Origin of the sequence: Streptomyces sp. NPDC051664, assembly GCF_044453545.1 — a bacterium.
Lineage (GTDB): Bacteria > Actinomycetota > Actinomycetes > Streptomycetales > Streptomycetaceae > Streptomyces.
The window spans coordinates 24,065-45,681 of sequence record NZ_JBITCU010000045.1; the positions used below are offsets into that span (position 1 = coordinate 24,065).

At 68.9% G+C, this 21,617-nt stretch carries 18 protein-coding genes and 1 tRNA gene; 10 read left to right on the plus strand and 9 right to left on the minus strand.

What is annotated here, in order from left to right:
• Positions 1-250: 250 nt before the first annotated feature.
• From ACIA8E_RS38170 to ACIA8E_RS38195, 6 genes are all read right to left on the minus strand, one after another.
• Positions 251-1,369 (minus strand): hypothetical protein, encoded by a 1,119-nt coding sequence (locus ACIA8E_RS38170; RefSeq protein ID WP_399305762.1) that lies wholly within the window; start codon positions 1,367-1,369, stop codon positions 251-253.
• A 68-nt stretch (positions 1,370-1,437) separates the two neighbouring features.
• The gene (locus ACIA8E_RS38175; protein ID WP_399305764.1) at positions 1,438-1,743 is read right to left on the minus strand and encodes a hypothetical protein; all 306 of its coding nucleotides are present in this window, start codon (positions 1,741-1,743) and stop codon (positions 1,438-1,440) included.
• Between the two features lie 192 nt (positions 1,744-1,935).
• Positions 1,936-4,008: a hypothetical protein gene (locus ACIA8E_RS38180; protein ID WP_399305767.1), complete on the minus strand. Its 2,073-nt coding sequence runs from the start codon at positions 4,006-4,008 to the stop codon at positions 1,936-1,938.
• 10 nt (positions 4,009-4,018) lie between these two features.
• Complete coding sequence (locus ACIA8E_RS38185; protein WP_399305770.1) at positions 4,019-4,516, minus strand: hypothetical protein; 498 nt, start codon at positions 4,514-4,516, stop codon at positions 4,019-4,021.
• A gap of 2 nt (positions 4,517-4,518) precedes the next feature.
• Positions 4,519-5,310 (minus strand): hypothetical protein, encoded by a 792-nt coding sequence (locus ACIA8E_RS38190; protein WP_399305773.1) that lies wholly within the window; start codon positions 5,308-5,310, stop codon positions 4,519-4,521.
• Positions 5,311-5,460: 150 nt separating this feature from the next.
• Positions 5,461-8,142, minus strand: a complete 2,682-nt coding sequence (locus ACIA8E_RS38195) for an ATP/GTP-binding protein (protein ID WP_399305775.1) — start codon at positions 8,140-8,142, stop codon at positions 5,461-5,463.
• A 118-nt stretch (positions 8,143-8,260) separates the two neighbouring features.
• Between ACIA8E_RS38195 and ACIA8E_RS38200 the strand changes: the two genes are divergently transcribed.
• Positions 8,261-8,557 carry a hypothetical protein gene (locus ACIA8E_RS38200; RefSeq protein WP_399305778.1) on the plus strand — a complete coding sequence of 99 codons (297 nt, stop codon included), beginning with the start codon at positions 8,261-8,263 and terminating at the stop codon, positions 8,555-8,557.
• Here the strand turns inward: ACIA8E_RS38200 and ACIA8E_RS38205 are convergent.
• Together ACIA8E_RS38205 and ACIA8E_RS38210 are read right to left on the minus strand one after the other, a co-directional pair.
• Complete coding sequence (locus tag ACIA8E_RS38205) at positions 8,535-10,316, minus strand: zeta toxin family protein (protein ID WP_399305781.1); 1,782 nt, start codon at positions 10,314-10,316, stop codon at positions 8,535-8,537. The two genes, ACIA8E_RS38200 and ACIA8E_RS38205, sit on opposite strands and share 23 nt — an antisense overlap.
• A gap of 65 nt (positions 10,317-10,381) precedes the next feature.
• Positions 10,382-10,645, minus strand: coding sequence for a hypothetical protein (locus ACIA8E_RS38210; RefSeq protein WP_383932820.1), 264 nt, complete (start codon positions 10,643-10,645; stop codon positions 10,382-10,384).
• A 656-nt stretch (positions 10,646-11,301) separates the two neighbouring features.
• Between ACIA8E_RS38210 and ACIA8E_RS38215 the strand changes: the two genes are divergently transcribed.
• The 9 genes from ACIA8E_RS38215 to ACIA8E_RS38255 all read left to right on the plus strand — a co-directional run bounded on the left by ACIA8E_RS38215 (position 11,302) and on the right by ACIA8E_RS38255 (position 20,200).
• The gene (locus ACIA8E_RS38215; RefSeq protein ID WP_399305784.1) at positions 11,302-11,718 is read left to right on the plus strand and encodes a hypothetical protein; all 417 of its coding nucleotides are present in this window, start codon (positions 11,302-11,304) and stop codon (positions 11,716-11,718) included.
• Between the two features lie 447 nt (positions 11,719-12,165).
• Positions 12,166-13,362, plus strand: coding sequence for a hypothetical protein (locus ACIA8E_RS38220; RefSeq protein ID WP_399305787.1), 1,197 nt, complete (start codon positions 12,166-12,168; stop codon positions 13,360-13,362).
• A 77-nt stretch (positions 13,363-13,439) separates the two neighbouring features.
• Positions 13,440-14,816: a replicative DNA helicase gene (dnaB, locus tag ACIA8E_RS38225; protein WP_399305790.1), complete on the plus strand. Its 1,377-nt coding sequence runs from the start codon at positions 13,440-13,442 to the stop codon at positions 14,814-14,816.
• Positions 14,817-14,961: 145 nt separating this feature from the next.
• Positions 14,962-15,522, plus strand: coding sequence for a telomere-protecting terminal protein Tpg (gene tpg / locus ACIA8E_RS38230; RefSeq protein WP_399305792.1), 561 nt, complete (start codon positions 14,962-14,964; stop codon positions 15,520-15,522).
• 452 nt (positions 15,523-15,974) lie between these two features.
• Positions 15,975-16,382 (plus strand): STAS domain-containing protein, encoded by a 408-nt coding sequence (locus ACIA8E_RS38235; protein ID WP_399305795.1) that lies wholly within the window; start codon positions 15,975-15,977, stop codon positions 16,380-16,382.
• Between the two features lie 327 nt (positions 16,383-16,709).
• Positions 16,710-17,471 (plus strand): hypothetical protein, encoded by a 762-nt coding sequence (locus ACIA8E_RS38240; RefSeq protein ID WP_399305798.1) that lies wholly within the window; start codon positions 16,710-16,712, stop codon positions 17,469-17,471.
• A gap of 30 nt (positions 17,472-17,501) precedes the next feature.
• Positions 17,502-18,587, plus strand: a complete 1,086-nt coding sequence (locus tag ACIA8E_RS38245) for a helix-turn-helix domain-containing protein (RefSeq protein WP_399305800.1) — start codon at positions 17,502-17,504, stop codon at positions 18,585-18,587.
• A 590-nt stretch (positions 18,588-19,177) separates the two neighbouring features.
• Positions 19,178-19,262, plus strand: a tRNA-Leu gene (locus tag ACIA8E_RS38250).
• A 764-nt stretch (positions 19,263-20,026) separates the two neighbouring features.
• Positions 20,027-20,200, plus strand: a complete 174-nt coding sequence (locus tag ACIA8E_RS38255) for a hypothetical protein (RefSeq protein ID WP_399305803.1) — start codon at positions 20,027-20,029, stop codon at positions 20,198-20,200.
• A gap of 87 nt (positions 20,201-20,287) precedes the next feature.
• Here the strand turns inward: ACIA8E_RS38255 and ACIA8E_RS38260 are convergent, their stop codons facing one another.
• Positions 20,288-20,416 (minus strand): hypothetical protein, encoded by a 129-nt coding sequence (locus tag ACIA8E_RS38260; protein ID WP_399305806.1) that lies wholly within the window; start codon positions 20,414-20,416, stop codon positions 20,288-20,290.
• Positions 20,417-21,617 lie beyond the last annotated feature (1,201 nt).

Consider the following 21,617-nt stretch of genomic DNA (forward strand, 5'->3'; position numbering starts at 1 on the left):
CGGCGGCGAACTCTACGTTGCTCCGCCACCACTCCTCGCGCTCCTGCTTCCACCGCCACGCTTTCGTGCGGCAGGCCGCTGAGCAGTACCGGCGAGACCGTCGACTGTCCTCGGGCAACGGGCTGCCGCACTGGCTACAGGTCCGAAAGCTCTTCCTTGCCACATACCCAGGGTCCTCCTGTCTGAGAGGCCCGGACGTGGAAACGGGCCGCAGCCGGTGTTCGGCTGCGGCCCGTTCTGCTGTGCCTGGCTACTCGTCGTTCTTCGGCTTCGGGGCCGGTTTCGGGGTGCGTGACCCGTGCGCGCCCATCCCGCCGGAGATGGGATTCGCGGGCTTCGGGGTGCTGCGGGACGTGCTGTTGGCCTGGCGGTCGTCGCTGCGCGTGCCATGGGTGGAGATGCCCCGCTGGACACCCACCGCGGCCCCCGCGGCCCCCGCGCCTCCGGTGACCATCCGGGCCGCGCCCCCGGCGGCCCGGCCCACCCCACGGGCGACCTTGATCGAGTCGCCGAACGCGGGGAACTTCATGACCAGGTAGAGGGCGGCGCCGAGTGCGCAGACGGACACGGCAAGGCCGGTGACGACCGGTCCGTGCTCGCCGGTGCTCTCCAGTGCGGATGCGAGTCCGAGCACGATCACGACTATCGGTTCGATCAGGATCAGTCCGATCATGACCGCGGCCCAGCGGCGGATGTGGCCCCACAGGTCCTTGTCGACCAGGCCGGAGTAGATGACGACGCCGAGGACCGCGCCGACGTACAGGCTGAGCGTCCGCAGGACCAGGAGCAGCCACAGGGCTCCGCACAGCAGGATCGTCGCCAGGGAGGTGATGATCTGGATGATCGGGCCTCCGCCGGTCTTGCCCTGTTTCAGGTTGTCGCCCAGCGTGGCGAATAGGTCGCTGCTGCCGTTCCCGAGGCCGGCCACCAGGGCATCGGTGACCGCGCTGACCGCGCCGACGACGGTGTAGAGGATCAGCGGGGTGAACGCGACGGCGCCGACCGCGAGCCACAGCAGCCCGATCGCTTCCCCCATCGCGGTGCCCATCGGCACGCCGCGGATCGCGCGTTTGGCGACGGCGAGCAGCCACAGGACCAGGACCAGGACCGAGGATGCGGCGAAGACGACCGCGTATTGCTTGAGGAAGTTGCCGTTCGTGAAATCGACGGAATTGCGGTCGGCCACGATCTTGCCCAGTTGGCCGGCCGTCCAGTCCGCTGCGGTTGCCACTTCCTGTGCCAGCTGGTGCAGCGGGTCGAGACTGTCGAGCGCCCCGCCGCCGCTTTTGCCGCTGCTTCCCCCGCCTCCTCGGCAGTAGTTTCCGGCGGCGCCGGTGATGGCGTCGCACGGGTCGTCAGCGGGCAGCATCGATCCCTCGCTCCTGGTCGTGAAGCCGGTCGCGCGGCACGGGAGTTCCCCCTCGCTGTCGGTGACGTTCAGTTCATAGTGTGGCGGGCCGTGCGGAGTTGAGTTGCCGCTGTGGTCGTGTAATGGCCGGCCTGGTGAAGCGCGGTCACGGACTGGGTGGTCCGCGGGCCCGGCTGCGTGTGCTGGCTGTGGGCGGCGGCGAGCTGTAGCAGGGCGGTGGAGGCCGCGGTGGTGATCCGGGTCAGGTCGTCGACGGCCTGGCGGACGGTGTGCGGGTGGGCCCAGGCGGCGTGGCCCGTCTGGACGTCGCGGACGAGCCGCTCCAGGGCATCGGCGGCGACGCGGGCGTGCTGAGCGGGATTCTGCGGGGTCATAGGGCCTCCACCGGGGGGTGTCTTTCTGATGTGTTCGATGCGTCCATGCAGGTCAGCATGTGGATGTGATGTGTCTGGGGCGGACGCATGGACGCATCACCTGGACGCTCAGGGGCCCTCGGAGGGCATCGTGGACGCGCCAGGACGCACCACAGGGACGCCGGTACGCATCGCGGACGCGACCGGGACGCATCACGACAGGGTCGCCTTGATGTCGGTCAGCCGGTAGGCGGCGGGCTTACCCGTCCGCCCCGCCAGCCGGATCGTGGCGATGTCGATGCCGACGTCCCTCAGTTCGGACTTGATGGTCCGCCCGACCATCAGGTTCCGGTTCGCCTTGCCCTCCCAACGTCCGTAGACGTCCGGCGCGGCGACCGCGAGATAGTCGCCGAGCTCGGTGATGGTGAGCGCCTCGGGGTCACGGTGCGCGGCGAACGCGTTCAGCAACAGCCGCACCGCCACCGGCACTTCTTTGACGGCCGTGCGGTGGCCGCCGAGGGTGAGCTGCGGCCGTGGGGCCTTGAGGCGCTCCTCGACCCGGCGGGCGGCTTCATCGGGGGGCAGCAGGGAGGCGTAGCGCAGGATCGGCTCGCGGTGGCGCGGGGCGATCACGTAGAAGCGTCCGGCGTCGGCCGGTTCTTCCGGGTCGGGTGAGGGGACGAGCAGGTGCGGCCACCAGCCCAGGGAGACCGCGTCCTGGCGGCCGACGACGAGGGGCACGTCGCCGGCGCGGCAGGGCAGCATGATTCTCAGGCCGGGCACGTCCGCGATGGCGTCGCCCATGACGTCCTTGGTGGCGTCCTGCGTGACGATGACGACGGAGACCAGGGCTTCGCGGCCGAGGTTCCGCAGGAGCTCGATCGCCAGCTCCTTGCCCCTGGGGGACAGCTTGATGAACTCATCCAGGACCGCGACGATGGCGGGGTCTTCGGGCGTGGGCTCCCACATGTTCTGGGTCGGCGGCATCGACGCGATACGCCGCTTGGCCTCCGCGACCAGCCGCTCCAGGACGAGCTCGGCCTCCTCGGGACTGCGCGCGGTCATTGCGGCCAGCGGCGAGAAGACCTTCAACCCCCTTTTGACGGGGTCGATGTCGACGATCACCGCGTCGAAGCAGGCGGTCACGAAGTCGGCGATGCGCTGGATCAGCGCCGTCTTCCCGCCGCCTGTGTCCGCGACCACGATGGCGTGCTGCCCCGCGAGCAGGACCGGTGTTGTCTGGCCCTCGATGGACAGCCCGAGGTCAAAGGGGTTGCGGATCGAGCAGGAGCCCGGCGGCCGCATGGGGATCGGCAGCGGGTGTTCGAACGGGTCCTTGGTGAGGATCCGGAGCTTGATCTCGGCTGCGTCGTCGGGAGATGCCGCAGCGGCCATGATGCGGCCCGCGCCGACCCGTAGCGGTGTGGCCAGGTCCTTGAGGATGGCGGGGAAGTCGGCGAGGCTCCCGACCTTCAGGACGATAGGGAGCTCCCATCCGTACTGCGTCTCGACCGGGGTTCGGATCTCCTCGATCTCCACCCTGCGCTTGTGCCTGAGCACCGCGAGGCGAACAGCCTCCCGGACCCGTGCCGGGTCGCGGCCGGCCTCCGCGAGCGGGAACGGCTCCTCGGCCTCCTCGGCCAGCTCCACGCCCTTGATCTCCTGCGGCGGAACGAACAGAAGCCTGGGGATCGGCGGACGACGCTTACGCGGATTGCGGCCCCGGACATGGGCGAGAGCCATAAGCCACACGGCGGCCAGGGCGGTGACCGTCAGGGCCGCGAGCGCGGACAGCGCCCACAGACCGACCCAGGCTGCGGGCAGCAGCACCGCGAGGATGAACGTGGTGCGGTGCCGGACCGTGCGGACCTGGTCGCGCGCGGCGGCCAGGATCGGCGGGGTGACCGGCTGCGGCATGAAGTGCTCCTGGCCCGCTTTGATCTGCAACTGGGCCCAGCGCATCATCTGGTAAGAGATCATCGGGCTGGCGCCACCGCCCCCGAACATGCCGAACCCGCCGCCGTACCGGCCTTGTTGGTATCCGCCGCGGCGCTGTGCCTGAAGCCGCTGCATCTGCATGTTGGTGGCCTGCCGCTGCTGCTGCTTGAGCAGCGTCATGTTCGCCTTGATCTCGCCGGCGTACCTTCGGCGTATCCCCTCCCACATGCGCCATTGCTCGTTGAGGGCACGGTGGGCGAGGTGCGTCTCGGTGAGATCCTCCACCCGCCACCAGCGGCCCCACTCGGCACGCAGATGCCGCACCCCGACCCCGAAACCCCCAGACATCGCGCCGCCCTCAGATGGTGTGGATCAAAATGTTGCCGATCGTGTTGCCCGACGTCCGGATCAGACCGAGCGCCATCCCGATCAGCCCGGCCGATGCACCCAGGAACACCCCGACCGCCGCCCCACGTATAAGCGGCTCCCTGAGGTCGGCGCGCCCGGACTTGATCAGGCCCGCGTACAGGGCGAGCAGGCACAGCCCAGCGATCGCCCCGCCCACGGCGACCCTTTCCCCGCCGGTCGGCCCGGCCGCCCCAGCCTTCGCGATGGCCCCGGTAGCGCCCTCCAGAGCGTAGGTACCGACCCCGTCACCGAAAGCCGCAGCGGCACCACCCATCACCCCGAAAAGCCCGCCACCGAGGAACAACAGCGCGGCCAGGGCGACGCCAGCGAAAAAGTGGACCTTCGGAGTCGGGTCACCGCCCCGCCACCGCCCGATCTGATACATCAGGATCACCAGCCCCAGGGCGACCGCCCCTATCCCGCCGGCAGCGGCTCCCGTGTCGTTCATGCTCACGCTCCTGTCAGGAAGTGGACCGCCGCGCGCCAGATGACGCGGACAACGGCGATGACGAAACTCCAGACCACGACGGCCACGGCCAGACGCATCAGGTACCCGATGTACGGGGTCGCCCACGCCCGCTTGGACAGCCGGACCAGTCCGACGGCCACGGCCGAGACCATGTGACCGAGCGCGGCACCGAGCCAGCTGCCGACCGGCAGGACCATCAGCACCAGCCCGACCAGCACGAAACACAGGACGACCCCGACCGGGGCGAAAATCCCGTCCTCGGAGACCGAGGCCGCCATGCGGTCCACGCTGCTGCGCCCGCCCCACGTCACCAGCAACGACAGCAGGACGCCCGGGACGTTGTACTTCAGCAGCAGCCACCGCAGATCCAATTTCCGGGACTGCTCCTGTGCTCCCGGCAGGTGGGAGGAGATCGCCTCCCCGATCTGAGCCCCGATCTCGTGCGCGGCCACGATGCCCTCCATGCCGTGCACGGCCCCGGCATCGCTATCCGCTCCGGGCCAGTGGCCCTGTTCCGGCACGCCGGGCACCCCGGCCCCGGGAGGGGGTGCCGAGTCGGCGTCGACGGCCCATTCCGGCACGCCGGTTGCTGGCGCACGCCACCACTCGGGATCCGGCTCGGCAGCCGGCGGCGGGATACCGGGCGCATCAAGGCCGGTGGATTCGGGGGGCAGCGACGGTTCGGAGCGCGGGGCAGGCACCTCCGGCGGCAGTGGCTGGCTGACTACGCGCGGATCCGTACCGCCGACGTTTGAGTCAGTGCTGTCCGTCATGTTCGCCCCCGCGCTTGATCACCAGGAGCAATGTAGGCCTCACATCCCGTCAAGGCACAACCGAGGTAGTGGATTGAAAGACATCGGTTACCCCCTTGGAACTGGCGCCGCATGTGGCCGTCGAGGGTGGTGGTGTCCGGCGGCGCCGGGCTAGGCGGTGCGCCGGGTATGCCCACGGCGAGCGATGACCAGGTTTCGCCACCGGTTGCATGTGGCTTGTTGTCCGTCGATCCACCGCGCGGGCGAGGGGTTGTTGAGGGGGAACCCGGTCATGAAGTGGGCGATGTCGGTGTAGTAGGCGTAGTCGCCGCTGCGGGTGAGTTCGTCAAGCCGGGCGGTGTCGTTTCGGGCTGCGGCGTCGTCCCCGCGCAGGGTGTGGTGCAGGGTGAGGGCGAGTTCCAGCAGCAGCGCGGCCGCGGTGATTCCGGCGGTGGTGATCTCTGTCCGCAGCAGGGCTGCGCGGTCGTCGACGTCCGGCCCCGGGGTGCCGGCATCGTGGGCGAGGGCGGCGATCTGGGCGGTCAGGGTAGTGGCGCGCTGGTCGAGTCCAGCCAGGAGCTGCCCGGCGAGGGTGATCTCCCGGTCCGCGCAGGTGGGGTCGGTGAAGGCGTACGTGAGGGCGAGGTGGGCCTGGGCGATGGCCTGTTCGCCGGTGTTGCCGTATTGCTCGGCTTCGGTGCGGGCGGCGGCGTAGGCGGTGGCGGCCTGGTCCATGTTGCCGTGGGCGAAGTGGATGTCGCCGAGGACCCGCTGGCCGCGGCCCGGCCAGCCGAGGGCTTGGGCGGCGGCGAGGGCGGTGGGGAAGTCTCCGGCGGCACGGGCAAGGTGTGCGAGCCCGCGGGCGGCGTCGGGGGCGAGGCGGCCGCCGCCGCCGGCGACCTGGCGCATGCCGTCGCGGGAGGCGGCGGCCTGGCCGAGGTCGCGGTGGGCCTTGGCCCGGTAGTACAGGGCCATCTCCGTCAGTTCGGCGGGCAGCAGGCCGGTGTCGAGGATGGCGGTGAGCCGGTCGGCGGTCCGGGCACGGTGTTCGTGCTGGCGCCGGGCCAGGGTGCTGAGGAGTTCGACCAAGGCGTCCGCGGGGGTGGCGAGCTCGTCGTCGGTCTCGGCGCGGGCAGGGAGGGGAAGGGGTTCCCAGACGTAGTCGTCGGTGTATGCGTACGCGGCGTCAGTGAGCCAGCCGAGGTCGAGCCGGTGGTCGCGGGCCAGGGCGAGTCCCTGGCGCAGGCATCCGACGAGGAGGCGCCGGCCCGGCCCGGGGGCTGCGCGCCACTGCTCGCCGAGTGCGGCCAGGGCGCGGGTGGCGGCGGCCGTCCAGTCGGCGTCGGTCCAGCGGTCGTCGGTGGCGTCGTCCGCGGTACGCAGGGTGGAGCGGATCAGGGCGTGCAGGTGGTACGGCCACAGCGCGTACGGGTTCTCGCGGACGAAGGGCCGCTCGGCGAGACGGGCGGCCGCCGCCTGGTGGGGGAGACCGGCTGCTGCGGTGGCCAGCTGGAGATCGAAGGCGTCCAGCAGTGACACCGACCGCAGAATGTGGCGCTCGTCGGGGGTGAGGTCGGCCAGGGTGCGGGTGATCAGCGCGGGGAAGTCGGCGTCGAAGTCCGCCGGCGCCGGGGTGTGTCCGGCCCGCCGCAGTTCCAGAAAGCGGAGCACGGCGAGGTCGAGGTAGAGGGGCAGGCCGTGGGAGCGGGCGGTGATGACGGCGCGGAGCTCGGCGCTGATGAGGGGCTGCCCGTCGCGGACCAGGCGGCGGACGAGGTAGTCGTCGCAGTCCTGCGGGCTGAAGTCGCCGATGAGGACCTGCCGTCCGTTCCCGGGGGCGCCGGCGAGGCGCGGGCCGGGAACCGCCTGCTGGACCAGGCCGGGCCAGGCGGTGGGGCCGGTGTAGTCGAGCTGGCCCTGCAGGGCGGGGTCGGCCCACTGGAGGCGGCTGCGGCCGGTGACGATGAAGAACGCGTTGGGCATCAGCCACACGATTCGCTGCAGCAGCCGTTCCAGGTCGCGGTGGGTCCGGTCGCCGGTGTCCTCGAAGGTGTCCAGCAGCACCACGGGCACCACGGCCTTCTCGGCCGGGATCCGGGTGAGCTCCCAGGCGAGCAGGTACGGGTAGTACGACAGGGCATCGACGTCCGGCTCGGCGTCCAGAAGATCCGCGAGCAGGGAGCAGTCAGCCAGGGCACGTACGGTCTGGCGGCGTTCGCGCAGCGCGGTGGCCAGGGCGCCGGTGAGCTGGCCGACGGCGCCGCCGATGGAGCCGGGCAGCATGAGCGCCTGGGCGACGTCGCCGAGCGCGGACTGGACCTGCTGCGGCAGGGCCTTGCCGAAGCGGCCGGCGAGCCCGCCGCGGCTCAGGTACTCCTCCAGACTCTCGCCGGGGTGCTGGTGCTCCCAGTAGCGGCGCAGGGCGATATCGAAGGCGGGCAGCGGCCGGCCCACGTGCGCGGCCAGGGCGAGGCGGATGGTGAGGAGGACTCGCTCGAAGTCGGTGCCGGCGGAGCGGGCGAGGTCGATCCGTACGGGCAGCAGCGCGGGGCGGGCGGGCCAGGACGGCTCGCCCCACCGTGCGGGTCGGCCCCCGGCTTCGGCGAGCGCGGCCTCCAGGGTGCGCGACAGAGTGGTCTTGCCGATCCCGCCGACGCCGTGAACCACCAGCACATTGGTGCGGGGTGCCTCAAGGTCCTCGACGGTGAAGCCGGGGCCGGTGATCCGGGCCAGGTGTTCGCCGATCGCGGCCTGGACGATCTGCCACTGGCCCTGCCGGTTGGTGAACGCTGCGCCGGCCTCCAACTGCCGGTCGTTGGTGCTGAACAGCGCCCGCAGATCCCGCCCCGCCATTGAAAACCCCCTGGTGATCGCCTTTCGCCCAACCTATGCCCGGCCACGAGCCGGTGAAGCCGCGTCACGGACAATGACCGGTCAAGCACGTCAGCACGATCCGAAGGTGGCACCCGTCATGTCAAACCCCCTCACCCCCGAAGGCCCCACCGACCAGCCGCCGCTCCACCAGCCTGGCGGGGACGCCGAGCAGGCCAGGGAAATGGTGGAGCGGGTGATCGACGAGTACAACGCCCGCCTGCTTGCCGCCCGCAGGGACCCCGGCCGCTATGCCCCGGACGTGGTGGCCGGGTGGCGCACGGCCCGGGCCCAGGCCGTGGACGACCTGGACCGGCTGCACACCGCCGACGAGGACCAGACCGTGCAGATCGCCCTCGCCTACGCCGCCCGGCTCAAGGAACTGAAAGCGACCTGAGCCACCCTGTCGGCAGCGGCAGCCGGCACGGCCCGGGGTGGTGCTCCACCGGACGTGGCTGCCAGGGGGCCGGCATCAGCGGCCGCGCCTGGGCCGTCAGGCCGGCGACCTCCTCCCGCAGTCGCGGCAGCGCCTGGTACAGGGCCCGCTGTACGGCGTGGAAGCGGGCGGCTTCCTGATCGGTATAGGGGCGGCGCTGCTCGGCGGCCATGGCCCAAGCCGCCCACGCATCCTGCCCCAGCGCCTGGTGGTCGCCATCGATCACCGTGACCGCGCTGATGTCCGGGTTGGCGGCCGCGGCCGCCACGATGTCGGCGGCCGCTCGGCGGGCCCGCGCATGGGCGGCCGGAGTCGGCAGCGCGGTGATCACGTCGAGCTGAAGGGCACGGGCGTGGTTGACCAGGGTCCGCTGCCGACTGTCCGCGGCCCGTCCGGCGAGGGCCACGACCTCGACGCGGTACTCGGCCCGGGCGAACCGGCCCGCGCTAAGGGCGAAGTCGGCCGCGCTGGTGAAGTCGGCCTCGATGATGAGGTCGCCGCGCCGCTCGCGCACGTACGCCTCGGCCTCGGCTTGCCAGATTTCTGCGTCGGCACGGACCGCCTCGTCCGCGCAGCGGGGGCTGTCGGTGACGAGCTGGAAGTAGTCCGGGTGCGAACCGCGCAGGCTGCGCGGCTCCAGGTGGACCGTTCCCGGACGCATGGCGCGCCGCAGCATCCGGGACGCTTCCAACTTCCTCGCACCCGGCTCGCCGATCAGATAGACGACGATCGGGTCCGGGCGGAAGGCGGCCCGACGCAGATAGGAGGGCGCGATCAGCTCGTCGAAGACCCACCGGTGCTCCTCCGCGTTGAGCCGGTGGTAATCCGTCCCGGGCGGTCCGGGCAGCGGCTGCGCGATCCGGCGCACCGCCTCGGCGGCCGCCGAGGCCCGTTCCGCATCCCGGCTGACCGCGAGCCGCCGGTCCGCCGGCAGCCGCTCGTCGTGAACCACCACCTCCGCACGCGTCAACTCCCGGCGGAAGACGCGGGTCTGCGGTGCGCTCCACGGACGCACCTGATCCGCCCTCGCTACCGCGGCCGCGGCCGCCGGCCGTGCCCAGGCGCCGCTCGTCAGCTCGTTGTCGTACAGCGGTTCCAGGCCCCGCCGGACCACGGACACCCGGTCCGCCAACTGCTCCGCCTCGATCACCGCGAGCGTCCGCAGCATCCCCTTCACGCACGAGTCCTGGTTCTCCCACGACACATACCGGAAGCCGCCGGCGAGATAACGGTCCAGGACCCCCAGCTGGGCCAACGCCTCGGCCGTCGCGACCGCCACCACCTCGATCCGGTGACCGCACCGCCGGTACGCGGCCGACACCGCACGGAACTCGTCCTCGTCGGCGAGGGCTGACTCGACCACCGCGTCGAACCCATGCGCCCGGACGTGCTCCTCGACCGCGGCCTGCCAACGGCTCGTGTCCGGACGGACCCTCGCGCCGGCGGTGCGGACGTCAGAGTCCAGAAGCGCGGCGTACTGGCGGTGCGCGGGCTTGTACAGGTCACGGCCGACCCGGACGGCGCCACCACGGCGGTTCAGCACCGCCTGGACCAGATCCGCAACCTGGGTCTTTCCTGCGCCGGGCTGGCCACCAACGATAACGACGACGGGCCGGTTCTGCGGGACGGCACCTGCGGTCCAGACAGGCAGCATCCGCTCCAGCACCGCGCGGTTCTCGTCGTCGTGCAGCACCGCCGGAACAGTGTGACTCTCGCTCACCAAATCCCCTCTGAACAGCGCGAAGGGCCACCGCCCCGGCGGGGCCCCTGGCGTGCGCTGGGCTGCTACTTCGGGCTGTTGTATTCGTTCGCGGGCAAGTCGTACTCCAGCGGCTCGTCAGTCCAGTTGTAGACCCACTGCCGACGGACCACGGCCTTGCTGGCCCAGGGGAAAACTCCCTCGGCCAGGCCCAGGACCCGCTCGGTGATTGTGTCCAGGGCCTTCTCGATCTTCGTTCCGTGGATGTTCCGCTTCAAATTGCGTGGCACCTCGAACTCGAAGCTGATGCGCAGGGCCCTTGGTGTGCCCGTCTCCTCGCCGTCCGTCATGGACGCCTCCCTTCGACTCATCTCACAGATTAGAGAGATCTCCTCAAAGTTTCCGCTTTTTAGGAAAGTTGCCAGAACTCAGGAATCCGAGGGGCGATGGCCTGGGCTCCGCCCGGTGCCTGCGCCTCAAACCAGGCCAAGCAGGCAGCCGACAGCCACTGAGCAGGCGAGCGGCCACCCGGAAGATCAGGTGGTTCGGCGGGGGGCCCGGCTGAGCCGGTGCAAGGTCCGGCAGTGGAGGTCGCTTTCGACGCCGATGCCCAAGGCGCCAAAGAGCGACAAGTCGCGCTTCTGCAGCGCAACTGCAGCCCGCGCCGTGTCTTCCTTGTCCGGGTAGATCCAGAGACTGACTCGGCCGGTGTCCGCGTGCGCGGCCACATCCACGAACGCCTGCCGTTCCCTGGCAGTCTCGCGCGTGAACCGAACCGCCAGCCGCCCATCCTGACCACCGTGAGGGAGAGGAGTGGGCCGCACGCATGGACATCATCGAGGCCCGTGCCCTGGCTCTCGCTGCCCTTCTCGATCCTCACAGTTGACGGACCGTCAGGTCTCGCTCAGGCTCGGTCGTACGCATGTCCGCCGCAGTAGAAGGAGTGCACATGAGTAGCACCCTTGAGATGCAATAGCCGCCTACCGGAGCTCCACGATTCGTCGCGATGAGTCGCCGTGCCGACGGCAATTGGACCGTGGCCGCCGAATCACCTGCGCGATCGGCTGTCGATCTCGCCATCGGTGCGATGGCGCAGACAGTCACCGCACGGGGCGGTGACCTGATCACCGAGCTGTGGGGGCCCGCAGAAGGTTTCCCGGCCTCCTGGCAGCACTACGGACGCAAGGAGTACAGCAGCGAGGCAGCCGCCGCACCGGCCGCCGACGACGGGATAGCGCCCACTCTGAGCGCGCGCGAGGAGCGAGAGTTCGACCGCCGGATTCAGACCCTGTCCGCAGCCCTGGGGCGCGCGAACCTAAGCGTGACGCCCGTTGAGATCGCCACGGTGGCACGGCCGTTGGACGCCGATGGCATACGCCTGGTTTCTCAGTGGCTCGGCAGCACGACCGCAGCGCGAAGGTAGTAGCACAACGTGGCGCACCTGACCTTCAGTCGTATGGCATCTCGGCCTCAGTGACAGGATGAACCCATGAAGAACTTGGCTCGCGCCCCGTAGAAAGGGCGAAGCCGCCCCGTCCCGGCAAGGACAAGGCGGCTCCTCAAGTCGACTCGCAGGCCTTCCAAGCTCTGAGTCGTGTCCGGTGAGGTGACCTCGCCGGGGGTGATGCCCGTGGACCTTCCGGTCCGCGTGGTCACCTGTACCCAGAATAAGCGTCCCGTCTCGCGGAACGCCACCACCTGGGGCCCCGGTCAGGTCACATCCGCTGGTCACGGCTCCCCTATCAGGGGAGACCCACCACATGCACCGCCAGATCCACCCCCGCCGCCGCCGGCCCCCCGCCGCGGCGCCGAACGCCTTGCGAGGCGACCGCCTCCGCCCTCAGGGGGCGGCCCAATGACATCTCCCGGCATGGATGAGACCGACGAGCTGGAGTTCGTCGGCGACATCACTGACTACTGGTCGTACACGCAGGTTCGCGACTGGGTGTTGCTCAAACCCGGCATGTCGCGGACCGCCCTGCACCTCTACCTCCTGCTGCGGGCGATGGTCTCCGAGTCCGCCCGCCGGACCGGTGGCGGCCTGCGTCGGATGTCCGTGGATCAGCTCTGCTACCTGTTGCCGGGCATCAACGACAAGCCCGCCAGTCCGACCATGGTCAAGGACGCCCTGCGCCTGCTCGACGAGCACGGCCTGGTCGTGAATCCCGACGGGGGCCGGCTCGTTACCTCGACCGGCAAGGGCGGCATCCAGAACACGTTCCGCAAGTACCAGGTCAATGACCTGCCGCCGGACACGTACGAGGGCTGGCGAAACGTGTGGGACAAGCTCGACGCCTACACCCCTGACTGGCGGCAGAACCCGGCGCAGCCGCCGGTGCACACGCGTACCGGCGATGGGGTCCAGCAGAGCGTCGGTCGGAAATCCGACCATCGAAGTGACCAGGACCGGACCACTAAAACCCCAGGTGGTTTCGATGGTCGGATTTCCGACGAGCCCGGTCGGAAATCCGACCAGACTGGTCGGAAAAAAAACGCGCGCAAGCCGCTGACCAGCAAAAACACGGTCCCCAAAGAAGCCCCCCAAAGAAGTCTTTCTCTCTCTCCTTCCTCATCCGCTCCACCGGCACCGGTCGCTGGGGCGGATGCCGGGACGGGACAGACGAGAGAGACGGCTGCGCCGGACGACAAGCCCGCTTCGGCTGCTGCTGGAGTGCCCGCGCCGCGCGAGGGTGCGAACGACTCCGAGCAGACCGCTCAGGTCGTAGCGATGCTCACGGGACTGCCCGGCAATGTGCACCGCGACGATGCCCTCGACCTGGTTTCTCTCGTTGGCGAGGCACTCACGGTCGGCTGGACTCTGTCCCAGCTACGCGGTCATCTGTCGCGCAAGTGCGATCCCGAGCGCGTCTATGACGCGGCCGCGATCTACCGCAAGCACCTCAAGCGGCTTCCCGTGGCTTCGACCAGGACGGGCGCGCACCCTGCGGCTGCTGCGCCGGAGTGCGACAAGTGCAACGGGTCCGGTCTCGCTGAGGATCCGGAGACCTTCATGCCGATCGGCCCGTGCGAGTGCCGAATGGCGCCCGTGCTGGCTGGGGCGTTCTGACCTTCCCCGCACGGCAGCAACGGCCGGAAACCTTGCCGGGCCCGGCCGCTGCTCGAATCCCTGAACGGAGATCCACCATGAGCGTACCCACCCCCACCCGCAGCAGCGACGACTTCGATCCGGGCAGCTTCGAGCGCATCCCTCCGCAGGAACTGGACGCCGAGCAGTCCGTCCTCGGCGGCATGATGCTGTCCAAGGACGCGATCGGCGACGTCCTCGAGGTCCTGAAGGACTCGGACTTCTACCGCCCGGCGCATGCCACGATCTTCAGCGCGATCCTGGAGCTCACCGGACACCATGAGCCGGTCGACCCGATCACCGTCGCGGCCGCGCTGACCAAGTCCGCCCAGCTCACCAAGGTTGGCGGCGCCTCGTACCTGCACACGCTGGTGCAGTCGGTGCCGACGGCGGCGAACGCCGCGTACTACGCCGAGATTGTCTACGAGGCATCCGTCGCCCGGGGCCTGGTGGAGGCCGGCACCGCCATCGCCGCCAGCGGGTACGCCCGCGACGGCGACGCGGAGGAACTTGTCGAGCGTGCCCAGTCGCGGCTCTACGGCATCGTGCGCCAGCGTGGTGACGAGTCGCTGCTGCCCGCCTCGGACGGCATGGACGAGACGTTCGACGCGATCGAGGCTGCGGGCAAGCGCAAACCCGGCGAGCTGACCGGCGTGCCCACGGGCTTCACCGATCTCGACAGCCTCACCCTGGGCCTGCAGTCCGGGCAGCTGATCCTGATCGCCGGGCGCCCGGCCATGGGCAAGAGCACCCTGGGCCTGGACATCGCCCGGGCCGCGAGCATCAAGCACCAGCTGTCCAGCGCGTTCTTCTCCCTGGAGATGAGCCGCACGGAGCTCCACATGCGGCTGTTGTCCGCCGAGGGCTCGATCGGCCTGCACCACATCCGCTCCGGCCAGCTCGACGAGGCGGCATGGATCCGCATGGCCAAGGCCAAGGCCAGGGTCGACGCCGGGAACCTGCTCCTGGACGACTCACCGGAGCTGACCGCGATGACGATCCGGACCAAGGCCCGCCGGCTCAAGCAGCGCGGCAAGCTCGACCTGGTCGTCATCGACTACCTGCAGCTGCTCCAGTACGGCGGCGGCCGCCGTCCCGAGAGCCGGCAGCAGGAGGTCTCCGATATCTCCCGCCAGCTCAAGCTGATGGCGAAGGAGTTGAAGGTGCCCGTGATCGCGCTGTCCCAGCTCAACCGCGGGCCCGAGCAGCGCACCGACAAACGGCCGCAGGTATCCGACCTTCGCGAATCGGGATCGCTGGAGCAGGACGCCGACGTGGTGATCCTGCTGCACCGCGAGGACCAGTACGACAAGGAGTCCGCGCGCGCAGGCGAGGCCGATCTGATCGTCGGCAAGCACCGCAACGGACCCACCGCGATCATCACGACAGCGTTCCAGGGCCACTACAGCCGGTTCGTCGACATGGCGCAGACCTGATCCCACCCCACACGACCAGCAGCCCCACAAAGCCCCTGAGGGCGCCGCGCGCTGACGATCAGCCACCCCGGAGTCCATCCGGTCGTCCGGGGTGGAGATCGGCACTCAGCGGCCCGTACAGACGATCATCGACAGGAGAATCCCCGTGGGCATCATCGGCGACAGCCTCGACAAGGCCGCCACAGCAACCGCGACCCGCCCGATCCCGAAGTCGGCCGGCGCCCAGATACGGTTCCTCGTCAAGCACGAGAAGGGCTCCACCCGCGCCGTCGCCCTGCGCCTGGGCATCTCGCAGCGCACCGTGGAGCGCTACCTCACCGGCCAGATCAAGCACCCGCGCTCGGAGCTCGCCGCGAAGCTCGCGGCCGAGGTCCGCAGGGACTGGCAGCCGCGGGTGCGCGAGCGAGCGAAGAAGCAGGCGGCGACGTCGACCGGGATCGTCATCGAGACCCGGGCGAGGTTCGGTTTCACCGCGGCGCCCGGCACGTCCGACGACGGGCGGATCCGGCGCATCACCCAGCACCTGCCCCCTGCCTACGCGGCCCGTCTCTTCGACGCCCAGGCGGCCGGGGCGAGTGACACTCAGCTCCAGGCCGTCGTCGCCGAAGGCCTCCAGGAGCAGTACTTCAAGGACGGCGGCCGACGCGCCGACGGGCTCCTGGTGGAATTCACCGACATCGACTACGTGGAACTCGACTACTCGTAAGGCGCCGGGCTGTGGGCGAGCCTCGTCAACCGAACGCGGATGCTCGCTGACCCATCGACCAGCCGCCCACCTTGCGGAAGCGGGCTCCCTAGACCCTTTCCTTTTCCTTTTCTTTTCTGCGTGTCGGCCGCTCGCGACCGTTGGCATCCTTCGTCTTCGCTGGGTCGTCCTGCGGCGCGGCTGCGCGGCCGGTCCATCTTCTGCTGGTCCCCCCCGCGGGTGTCCGTAAATTTCAGCGGCGATCCGATCGCCGTCCGCTTGCATGATCGTCGCATCCGGCATGCAGTGGATATGACCCCTCAGGGCCCGACCACCCCCGGCGCCTGCCAGCCCTGCCAGCAACGGAACCCCTCGCCCACCGAGATGCCTGGCCGGGCCTGCGCCGGGGGTGATCGGCTTCAGACGCGCGCGGGCCGGGCCGGCCATCGCTGCCTGGTGGAGAGGAGCGGGCAATGCGGACCAGCATTCTCCAGGACGAACGCATGGACCTCATCTACTACCCGGCGAATGGCTGGACCGTCGTAGAGGTCAACGGCGAGGTCGAGTTCTACAACGCACCCAGGATCCGCGAAGCAGTCATCGCACTCCTCGACGAGGGCCACCGCCACTTCGTCCTGGACCTGCGCCCCGCACCGTTCCTGGACTCCATGGGACTGGGCATGATTGTGGCGATCACCAAACGAATCCGTGACCACGAGGGCTCCCTGTATCTCACCTGCACTGACGACCACATCCTCAAGGTCTTCAGGACCTGTGACCTGCGCAAGGCTTACGCGTTCCACGACTCGGTGGACCAGGCCACACGACATGCCCCACAGCGCGGCGCCTTGGCTGGCTGGCCCCATCGCTTCCCCACTTGAACCGAACCCCGTCCCCGGCCCCGGACCCACGTGGCCGCACCAGTGCCGGGCGACAGTGATCGCGTCTCGCCCCGTGAAGGACACCCTTGCGTCGACCAGGCATAGTCCCTTCGCCCGCGTGTCCACGGAAAGGGACACCGCCAGTGGAGAGGTCCTGCGAGTTTGACCGTGGTGGGCAAGCCTCCTCCAGAGGACCGGGCAAGCCTGTGGGTGTCTGGGCAAGCCCTCGCTTTCCCTCCTGGTTCTTGGCCGGCCAGGAGACCGGCGGCCGGTTCGCCGCTCCGCGCCGCCGGTGACCGCGGCCAGGCGCTGACCTGGAGCCTTCACATGGACACATTCGAACACCTGTGCAATGATCGTCAAGGTTTCAAAAAACAGCCCTCATTTCAGGTACGGTCTTTGAAACCGACCCTGGGAGGGGATGTAGTGACCGGCAGTGAGGCACATAAGGTCGATGCTCGGCTCAAGCAGCTCGGCGTGGGCAAGGAGTTATTCGAGAAGGCATTGGACTGGGCTGCTGCTGAGGCCAGGATGTGCACGGAGTTCGACGCGCCGGCGATGGCGGGCATCACGTTCTGGAGCAGGACCAACCGCTACCTCGCGGAGCAGCTGACCGATCCCGCGGAGCAGGATCCGGTCTGGAAGTACACCGCGCGGGACAGCATCCTGCGCGTCGTCCATCATTCGGGGGGCCACGCCATCACGGCTGTCAGCGGTTCGGGCGGTGTGGGCGACCTGGACTGCTCGGTCCGGTCGAAGAACCCCAAGGGCCGGGTCATGGCCCAGCTGGTCGAGAACAACGTGAAGTACGAACGCGGAGGCCAGGGGGTCTTCAGCTCCCGGGACGAAGTCGAGTTCGGCGGAGAGCTCGACTCCATGCCTCTGTGGTTCCTGCTCTATGAACGAAACGATGAAGGCAAGCTCTCCGCAGAACTCTCCCTTCCGGTAAAAATGGAGGGAAAGTATGTGAATGAGTGGAGTGAGCGGCTGCCGCTCTTCACCCGTAATGACCCGGGCCTCGACATCGCCCTCCTGGACGCGCCCGACGACGGCAACGACCCGGACTTCGAGGTCAGGAAAACCAACTAAACCAACTAAGCACGGCGGGAGCTGGGGAAAGTGTTCACCCCCGAAAGACTGGTACTCGCACGCAGGCGACGGCGCATGACGCTCGCGGCACTGTCCCGCGAATCGGGCTTCTCGGCCCAGAGCATCACGGCGTTCGAGAACGCGCGCAAGATCCCGTCCGAGGAAACACTTTCCTCACTCGCCGCAGCTCTTCGCTTCCCCTTGTCGTTCTTTTACGCGCCGCCGGCGCCGGACATGGTTCCGGGGGCCGTCAGCTTCCGTGCGCCGTCGAAGATGAGCGCAGCCGAGCGCGACAGTGCCCTGGGCTGCGGCTCCATCGCCGCCACCCTGAATGACTGGCTTGAGGACCACTTCACTCTCCCCAAGCCCGACATCCCCTCCTACGGCGACCTGACTCCCGAGACCGCCGCCGAGCAGGTCCGTGCCGACTGGGGCCTTGGCGAAGCACCGGCGCCCAATATGGTCCATCTTCTCGAAGCACACGGGGCACGTGTCTTCTCCCTTGCCCCGGACTGCCTGGACGCCGACGCCTTCTCCACGACCCGTCACGGCACCCCGTACATCCTGCTCAACACCCGCAAGACCGGCGAACGAGGACGCTTCGACGTCGCCCACGAGCTGGGTCACCTCGTCCTCCACAGCGGCTACCAGCCTCCCCGCGGTCCCGCCGCCGAAGCTGCCGCCGACGCCTTCGCCTCCGCCTTCCTCATGCCCAAGGCCGGCATCCTCGCCCAGCAGGTCAACAACGCCTCCGTGGAACGCATCCTGAGCGCCAAAAGACGCTGGGGAGTATCCGCGATGGCCTTCTCCTACCGCCTGCGAACTCTGCAACTCCTTTCCGAGTGGCGTTTTCAGCAGACCATGAAGCAACTTGCACAACTCGGATACCGGAAAGGCGAACCCGGTTCGTCCCTTGTCCGAGAAAACAGCAAACTGATCTCGAAGGTATTCGAAGCGCTACGAGCCGATAGAGTCCCTGTGGCCGACCTGGCAAAGGCAGTGCACATCTTCCCCGAAGAGCTCAACCACTACGTCTTCGGTCTCGCACCCATCAGCTTCAGGGGCGGAGAACAAAAGACAGCGCCCGCCCGCCCTTCCCTTTCGCTCGTTCAATAGATGTTGGCCGGAGCTTGCCGACCGGCCCGACTGCCTCACGGCCGAGGTGCGCAGCGCCGACCAGGTCGGCTGCTTCCGCGTCCGAGGTCGCCGATGCCACCATCACCGTCGTCGTCATCCACGTCGGTCGCCTTGGGTGAGACAGGGGTCCGTACGATCAGCGGCTATGAGCACACCGCGTAGACCGTTGGGTCATGGCCCGCAGCACAAGGCGCCCGCCCTTCCCCGGGCAGGCACGGGTGGTGCTCGGCGGGTCCTGGCGGCAGAGGCGGACATCGCCGCCGGCCGGCTGTGCCGGCCGGGCGGTCTGGAGAGCCTCCAGCAGCTCCGCGACCGGGGAGTGCTCCGTTCGGAAAACCGCCTGTCTGACCATGCGCCGGCTACGACGCGGGAAACGGGCGGCGCTGCGCTGGGCCCTTGAGCGACGCGTCGGCCGCCACCCGCCGCGCTTGCATGGGGTTGGCAACGCCCGTGTCCGCGCCGGGTTTTGCCGGAGGTATGCTGCAGTCCGCTTCACAGCACGGCGGGCCGTGCGCCGCCCTGATTGCGGTGCATGGCCCGCTCCGCGCGGTGGACAGTGGTGAGGCCCTGGGAGTGTGGCGGAACAGGCAGACGCGCCGGATTCAAGTCCCGGTGTCCCCGGACGTGAGGGTTCGACTCCCTCCACTCCTACCAACATGGTTGTTAATCGCCATAAGGCGAAGCAGGCAAGCAGTTCTCGGCTCTGGAACACCTGGGCGGAGTAACTCGCTCGGGGCGGTCCGTGGCCGTTTTCAGCGAGCCCCATCAACGTCGAGATTCAGGCTCTCCCATATCTGAGGTCCCCTGCTGTGGCTCGGGTCCGCAGCACCGAGCAGCGCAGCATGAACGCGACGCTCGTCGAGCTGCTGGCCGGTCTCGTCGGCAAGGACTCCACCACCGACTGAACAACCGCACCTGTACGGGGAGGGCCGCTACCTACTGGTAGCGGCCCTCCCCTTATGTCTGCTCCGCAGTCGGTTCGCGCGGTGCCGGCTTTGCCGGGGAAGTCCTTGCGCTCCAGAAAAACCAGGAACGGCGTCGGTCGGCGTCACATTTGCTCGCGACCCCCACATAACTCAGGCGAGAGGGGATCGGTTCACGCCTGGTTGCGGGCCTTGCCCCTATCAGTGCTACGGGGCTCATTCAAGAGTTCCCGGAAGCTGTAACCCCAGGTCAAACCCTTGAATGCGTCTCCGCGGCTGCCCAGTGTCGGCGTTGCCGGTCCCGGGGTTGCGCCGCTAACCCCCACCTCGTCCATCGTGCTGCCCAGCATCCCGCTCCGCCCTCCCGGTCCCGCCCGGGGCGCGGAGCGCTGCTGTCTGCGGCGCTCCCCGAGACGTAAGGGACGGGCACCGCTGAAGATCCGCCCCGCTCGTGTGCCGGCCCGGCACCCCTGACCCCGAAAGAGAGAACACCTGATGTCCACGCTCGCCCTGCTCGTCCTGCTGCTCCTGGTCCTGGTCGTCGTCCTGGTGGTGGGCGCTCTGGGCTACCTGGCGCACCGCCACCCGGTGCTGGCCACACCGCTGATGGTCGCCATGGGCGGCGCGGCCGTCCTCGCGGCCTGCATCATCCCCATCGCCATCCGATGACCGGGCAAGCCCGCCCCGGGTGGGCAAGCCGGGCTTGCCCAAGTCTGGGCAAGCCCGCCCCGTCGCCCGTCGCCCGGTTCCGGCTGGCTAGGCGACGGGGGAGTGTCGGTCGTGGCCGTGGTGTGTGAGTTTGCCGCGGTGGAGCCGGACGCGGAGGATTCCGGCCTTGGTGAAGGCCTGGGCGGTGTACACGTCGACGAGGAGCGGGGCGGTCATGGCTTCAGTGTGACTGGCCGCGCTGTCTTCTGCGGGCCTGGGCGGACCTGCCCCTGGAGGCCGTCTCCAGTTCGCCCCCGGGTGAGGTTGGGGGCGAACTGGTTCAGGGGGTGGCCGAATGGTCGACCGCCCTTTTTCCTGCCCCCTGCCGTGGTGGGCAGGAGTCTGTGGAGTGGGCGGCCCTGCCTCTGAAATCATCCTTCAGAGGCAGGGCCACCTCGGGCCGCACACCACGGCCTGTGGCCTCGACGGGGCACGCGAGGCCACTTGTAGTTCGCCCTCTTGGCGCAGGGGGCGAACTGGTTCAGGCGGGCGGCCGCCGGGGAGAGCGTCGGCCGCCTTTCCCTGCCACCCCCCACGGGGGCAGGGGCCTGGTGGCCCAGCCCCCGACGAGGATGACAGGGCGGGGCCACACGGGCCGGTCATCGCTCCGGCCCGAGATCGTGACGGTACGCGCGCCTGGTGCATTGGGGACCTGATTGTCTAAGGAGGCAGTTTGTGTGCCCGTTCGCACTTTGGGGATTGCTTTCGCTGCCCTGGTGGCCGCCTGCGTGCGTGGCGGCCCTGGCATGCCGCCACCACCGTGGCCCGCAGACCATTACGCGGAACCCGCTTTCCTGGAGGGATATCAAGACCGCGCACCACAGCGTCAACGGCTTCAATCTGATGAGGCCGAAGCGCAATCTTTTCCGTGCTCGTCATATCCGTACTCCAGAATTCACGAGAGGGGCGGCAAGTCCTGACGGAGGGGGTAGCGGTTCCTTCGGGATGCTACACACGCATCACCTGATGCATCATCGTGATGATGTGCGGGCATCACTTTAAAACAGGGTCCAGGGGGAGGGGCTTTCGGGAAGACTCATGCACATGCTGAGCGTTCTTCATAACGTGAAGGACCGTCATGCATCGGATGAGGCGAAGTGGAGTCCGGTGTGTTCCATCCGGCGGGCTGGCCTCCCATCAGAAGTGACGTCACGTCACCGGTCCGGGGGTGCTGTGTTCTTCGGGATGCTACACAGACCAGCGCTGATGCACCCTCACCCGGTAGCCAGCTGTTCCGGCTTGCCGGAACCAGGGCGGGGGAGCGAAGCGGACACGCCTGCCTGTCAGGAATTTAAGCGAAGCGTAATTCCAATTCCCGTGCGAAGCACGGGAATTACGGTGTGAAACACCGTCAACGAATTGCGAAGCAATTCGTCAC